3 protein-coding genes are annotated in these 5,820 nt (G+C 68.6%); 2 read left to right on the plus strand and 1 reads right to left on the minus strand.

Going from position 1 to position 5,820, the window contains the following annotated elements; genetic code table 11:
• Nucleotides 1-235 precede the first annotated feature (235 nt).
• Nucleotides 236-2,590: an HDOD domain-containing protein gene (locus tag V7Q81_RS14070; protein WP_333844477.1), complete on the plus strand. Its 2,355-nt coding sequence runs from the start codon at nt 236-238 to the stop codon at nt 2,588-2,590.
• A 102-nt stretch (nt 2,591-2,692) separates the two neighbouring features.
• A complete protein-coding gene (locus tag V7Q81_RS14075; RefSeq protein WP_333844479.1) occupies nt 2,693-4,873 on the plus strand; it encodes a putative bifunctional diguanylate cyclase/phosphodiesterase in 2,181 nt (726 codons plus the stop codon).
• A 191-nt stretch (nt 4,874-5,064) separates the two neighbouring features.
• Here the strand turns inward: V7Q81_RS14075 and V7Q81_RS14080 are convergent.
• On the minus strand, nt 5,065-5,820 hold a 756-nt coding region (locus V7Q81_RS14080; RefSeq protein WP_333844481.1), incomplete at its 5' end, for a hydrolase 1, exosortase A system-associated.

Genomic DNA, 5,820 nt, shown 5'->3' on the forward strand with positions numbered 1-5,820 from the left:
CCACGGAAGCGTCTCGGGCGCGCCTTAAAACGCACAAATAAACGACAGGTGGGGGTTCAACATGATTCCGGAACCGGGCGCTGCCCGGACGCGCACCGCCGTCAGGGCCGCGTCGCGCCGGCGCCGGGGCATGGGTGCTCACTCCCCTGAACGTCTCCCTATCGCCATGGCCACCTGGCTTTCCGGGGCCGCCGGGGGGGATCGGTCCTGGCGCTCCAGGAGGGGCGAGGGTTGAGTGGGTAGCACGCGCCCTTCTCCGCCGAAGCAGCATCCTGAGCCGCCCGAAGAGTCTACGGGCGGGTCCAGTCACGTCTCCGAGCTGGAGGCCCGGCTCGTCGATTCGGTGGTCCGGCGCACCCGGGTCATCCGCCTGCCTGCCCTGCCCCAGGTGATCGACCGGGCGCTCAAGGCCCACCGGGAAAGCACGGAGAAGAAAAAAACGGCCGAGTGGCTCCTGCTGGAGCCGGTCCTCGCCCTGCGGGTACTGGCGGTGGGCGCCGCCATGGGGTTGCCTGCCGGGACTCGCGGGATTCCGTCCATGGACGAGCGCCTCGCCGCCCTGGGTCACGGGACGGTGCGGGCCCTCCTGTTGAGCGCGGCCCAGGCGTCCTTGGCCCCCCGCAAGGCTCCCCTCTCTCCTGAAACCTTCAGCGGCCACTGGAGCCACTGCGTACGGGTTGCCCTTGTCGCCCGCGCCCTGGCGGAGACGGCGGGCTACGAAGACCGAGAGGAGGCCCACCTGGCTGGCCTCCTACACGATGTGGGCGCTCTGTTGCTCGCCACCGCCGTGCCCGACACCTTCCGCTCCCTGGTGGACCCGAAGGCCTGGGCCGAGACGGAAGGCATACCTGAACAGGCGGGAAGGTTGGGCGCGATCCATGCCGATGTGGGTGCTCGGTATCTGGACGGGCTCGACCTTCCCTTTTACTTCCGGGATGCGGTCCTGCTCCATCACGCCCCGGGCGTGGAGCTGGAGGGCACTCACCCCCTGGTGCGCATCGTTCGCTCGGCCGAGTCCCTGGTGCGGCAGCCCGACTCCGAGAGCCGGCGGGGGCTTGCCGCCGATCTGCTAGGGGTGCCCGCGGCCTCGGTGCAGGCTGCCCTAGAACGAGCCGCACGGGCCTTCGAAGGGGTATTGCGAACCCTGAACTTGGCGACGGTGCCGCCGCCCCGCTACGAAGAAGAAGGCATTTCCCGCTCTTTCGTGGATACCCGGGCGCTGACCGAGACCCTGGTGGGGCGGGTGGTGGAGGAAGCGGAGCGATCTGAGGCGCGGGACAGCATCCCACCGCAAGGCGAAGGCGCCGGCCGTGTCCCGGGGGAATCCCCGGGGGTCCGCCCGCAGGCGCCCTCCACGGCCTCGGCGGCTGCCGCATCGCTGCTGGTACAAGTGCTGGAGGACGCCCTCCGACTCGAGCTGACGGTGTCCCTCCAGACCGTGGACCCCGTTCCCCAGGGGGTGGGCACGCTCATGCCCCTGCTCGCTGCGGTGGCAGGCATCGAACGCTGTCTTCTTTTCCTTCGCTCTGAAGGGGAGGCCGTCTGGTCCGGGTGGAAGGCGGAAGGCGCGCAGGTGGCGCGCTTTCCCCTCGATCTCTCCCCTGCCGTCGTCCACAGCCTGGTGGCCCGGGCGGCTCGGGAGGGAACCACCGTCGTCTCCTACGAGGCGGGGGGTCTCAAGCGGCTCGTGGGTCTGGATGTACAGATTGCCCGGGCCTTGGAAACGGAAGCCTTCGCCGCGCTGCCGTTGAAAGAGCCGAGCACCCCTTGCCGAGGCGTGCTGGTGCTTCCCGTCCCGGCGTTGCAGGCGGCGGAGTTCGACGAGACCCTGCCCTTGCTGGAGGAGGTGGCCCGCAAACTGTCCGCCACGGCCCGCCGCGGCAGGCCGCCTGCGGCCGCCGAAGCGCCTTCCCTGGACGCTTGGCAGACGTCCATCCGACGCCTGGTCCATGAGGCACGCAATCCCCTTTCTGCCCTCAAGACCTATCTGGAGGTCGCCCGCAGCCGCAGCAGTGCCGGGGAAAGCGTGGAGAAGGAACTGGAAATGGTCGGCCACGAGATCGACCGGGTCGCCCGGCTCTTGGAGCGCATGGGCCAACCCGAAGAGGAAGCCGCCCCGGAAGCAGGACGGGTCGACATCAACCGCACGGTAGAAGAGTTCCTCTTGGTTTACCGGGAACCCCTGTTTACCCGACGGGGCATTCGGGTCGATCTGGACCTAGACCGGGAGCTGCCGCCCGTGCGCGCCGATGCTCGGATGCTCAAGCAAGTGCTGCTCAACCTGCTGAAGAACGCCTCCGAGGCGGTGCCGGAGGGCGGCCGGCTGCGCATCACCACCTCGGACCTGGTCAACTACGAAGGCCAAATGATGGTGGAGGTTGCCCTGAGCGACACCGGCCCGGGCATTGCGCCGGAGAAGCTCGCCACCCTCTTCGCCGCGCCCGCCGACGCTGCCCTGGCGGGCCGGGGGGTGGGGCTGGCCAACTCCCTGGCGTTGGTCAAGACTATGGGGGGGCACTTGGCCTGCCACAGCCGCGTGGGCGTGGGGACCACCGTGCGCATCCTCCTTCCTCGGATCACCCAGGGGTAAAAAAATAGAAACGGTTCTTTCCCGCAACGGATGATGAAAGCGATTCCATGACGCAGGCCCATCTGTCGGCCCGGATCTCCGCCTGCCCGAGGGGGCACGCCCATGGCGACGAGTGACGGCCTGGCTCCGTGGCCCTCTCTACCGGAGGCGGTGCCGGAGCGCTTGCGCCTCCTGGTGGTGGAGGACGACGCCTCCGTGCGCAACGCCCTCCTCACCCTGATCGCCGGGGCCTCCCGGGAGACGTGGGCCGTGGACACAGGCGCCGCCGCCATGGAGCTGCTCGCCCGGGAGCCCGTGGACCTCGTGCTCCTCGACATCAATCTGCCCGACATGACGGGGCTGGAGGTCCTGCGCCGGGCCCGGGAGGCCGGGCTCAAGGCCATGGTCATCGTGGTGAGCGGCGACGACAGCATCGACTCCGCCATTACTGCCCTGCGGCTCGGGGCCCACGAATACATCCGCAAGCCCTTCGAGCCCGCGGCCCTGCAGCGCAGCGTGGACAACGCCCTCACGGCGCACCGCCTGGCGCGGGAGAACTGCCTCATGCGGGCGCGGCTGGAGCACTCCGAGCGCTTGCACCGCTATCTGGTGGACCACTCCCCGGATCTGATCTTCACCGTGGATCCCGAGGGCCGCTTCTGGTACGTGAACGAGCGCTTCAGCACCCTGCTCGGCTACTCCCGGCAGGAGCTTGCGGGCGCCCACTACGCGGCCATCGTCCACGAAGAGGACCTGGCCCGCGCGGCCCGGGTGTTCCACGAACGCCGCACGGGGGAGCGGGCCACCCGCAACGTGGAGCTAAGGCTCAAGGCCAAACCCGCCCAGGATCGCGGGCCGATGGAGCCCGCTTCGGTGATCGTGTCGGTGAGCGCGGTGGGCATCTACGGCGCCGAGCCGGAAGGAGCACCCCTTGAGCGACGCTTCCTCGGCACCTACGGGGTGGCGCGGGATATCACGGCGCGAAAACGCGCCGAGCAGATCATCGCCTTCCATGCCTACCATGATGCCCTGACGGGGCTGCCCAACCGCGCCCTCTTCCTGGACCGCCTGAAGCAGGCGATTGCCCACGCCCGGCGCCATCAGCGCCGGCTCGGCGTGCTTTTCGTGGACCTGGACCGCTTCAAGCTGGTGAACGACACCTATGGCCACCTCAAGGGCGATCTGTTGCTGCAGCACACCGCGGCGCGCTTGCGCAAATGCCTGCGCAGCACGGACACCCTTTCCCGCATCGGCGGCGACGAGTTCCTGGCCCTGGTGTCCGACCTGGAAAGCCGGGATGATGCCCTGGCAGTGGCGAAAAAAATCCTCCACGAGCTGAACCAGCCGTTCTTCCTGGGCGATGGGGAATTCACCATCGGCGTGAGCGTCGGCATCGCCGTACATCCCGAGGACGGGACGAGCGAGGAAGACCTGATCCGCAACGCCGACATCGCCATGTACCACGTGAAGCGCCGGGGGAAGAACGCAGCCGCCTTCTTTTCCGCGGACATGAGCGCCTCCTTCAGCGAGCGCATCCAGCTCGAGAACGACCTGCGCGGCGCCCTGCAGCGATCGGAGCTGGAGCTCCACTTCCAGCCGATCCACAACGTGCGCACTGGCGGCATCGAGCGGGTCGAGGCTTTGCTGCGCTGGCGCCATCCAGTCCATGGCCTGCTGGCGCCGGGCCGCTTCATCTCCATCGCCGAGGAGACGGGGCTGGTCCATGCCATCGGCGACTTCGTGCTCCAGTCGGCCTGCGCCCAGCTTGAGCGCTGGCGCGCGGGAGGATTTGCCGACTTAGGCATGGCGGTCAACCTCTCCCCCCGGGAGTTCGACCGCCTCGACCTAGTGGATCGGGTGATCGATGCGGTGCAGCGGCATCGGCTGCCGCCCCAGGCCTTGGAGGTGGAAATCACCGAGAACGTGCTCATCGAGGACGTGGACGTGGTGGCGCGCAAGGCGGCGCTCTTGAGGGAGCACGGCGTGAGCATCGCCATCGACGACTTCGGCACCCGGTATTCGTCTCTGGCCTACCTGCAATCGCTGCCCATCAGCGTCATCAAGATCGATCAGGCCTTCGTGCGGGATCTCGGACAAAAACCCGAAAGCCATGCCATCGTGGCGGCGATGATCGGCATCGCCCGGGGATTCGGGCTCGGCTTCGTAGCCGAAGGCGTGGAGCGGGCCGAGCACCTGGACTGCCTCACGGGGCTGGGATGTGACGTGATGCAGGGCTTTTTCTTCAGCCGTCCCATGCCGGCGGCGGAGATGGGTGCCTACCTTGCTCGCCATCGGGGAGGATGAGCCACCACGGCGAAAGGGCGAGAGCAGGACGATCAGCGCGGGCGGCCCCAGTTTCCCTGCCCCGGTTCCATCAGAACCCGGCGGGGCGATGGGTGCCGGCGCACGCGCCTCGCGTCTTGGCATCCCCAAACCGCTTTAGGCCTGCGTGTCCATGGCGCCTCAGCGGGTGCGGTTCGGCCCGCCTCCCTTGATCACAGCGCCTGAACCCATGCCAGCGTCCACGCTGCCACCTGATCCCGGTGGATGGCGGTGGAGAAGGTGTGATCCGCCTCCGGCAGCTCCCTCCAGGTGACCCGGCACGCAGCGAGAGCGGAAGCCCAAGGCTTCGACGCCCGGGCCACGTCCACGAATTCCTTGGCGGTATAGTCGTTGCCGCTCAGCACGAAGAGTACCGGTCCCCGGAATCGGGCAAGCCCCGCGGCCATCCGGTCGGGAAGGCTCCCTGGGCTCGCGGCGCTCGCCCGCGGCGCCTGCTCATTCCTGCCTTGCCTGCCCGGGCGCAGCGCCAGGCCCACGAGCCGGGCGAAGCCGCGTAGGGACTGCGTCGGGCGCCACTCCCCGCGGGCCAGCTTCGTCCAGAATTCCCGCTCCCAGAGCCGCCGGACGTAGTAGTGCCTCAGGTAGGTGGCCGCTGCAGTCGCCTCGGTGCGCACCCAGGGGTTTACCAGAACGAGACCCGCGACTCGTGGATCCCTGGGCGCGTACAGACAGGCGATGGAAGCGGCGTCGCACAGGCCCCACAGCACTACCCGCTCCAGCCCGGGCAGGCGCTCCATGAAAGCGCCGACGGCGGCGCCCACGTCAGGCAAGGCCTCCTCGAAGCCCTGGACAGGCCCGGTACTGTCGCCCATGCCCCGGTAGTCGAAGCGCATACAGGGCACGCCGTGAGCGGCGAGCCTACGGCTCAGGAGCACAAACTGGCGATGGCTGCCCACCCGGTACTGGGG

Source organism: Pelomicrobium sp. (assembly GCF_036803785.1).
In the GTDB taxonomy this organism is placed as follows: Bacteria; Pseudomonadota; Gammaproteobacteria; order Burkholderiales; family UBA6910; genus Pelomicrobium.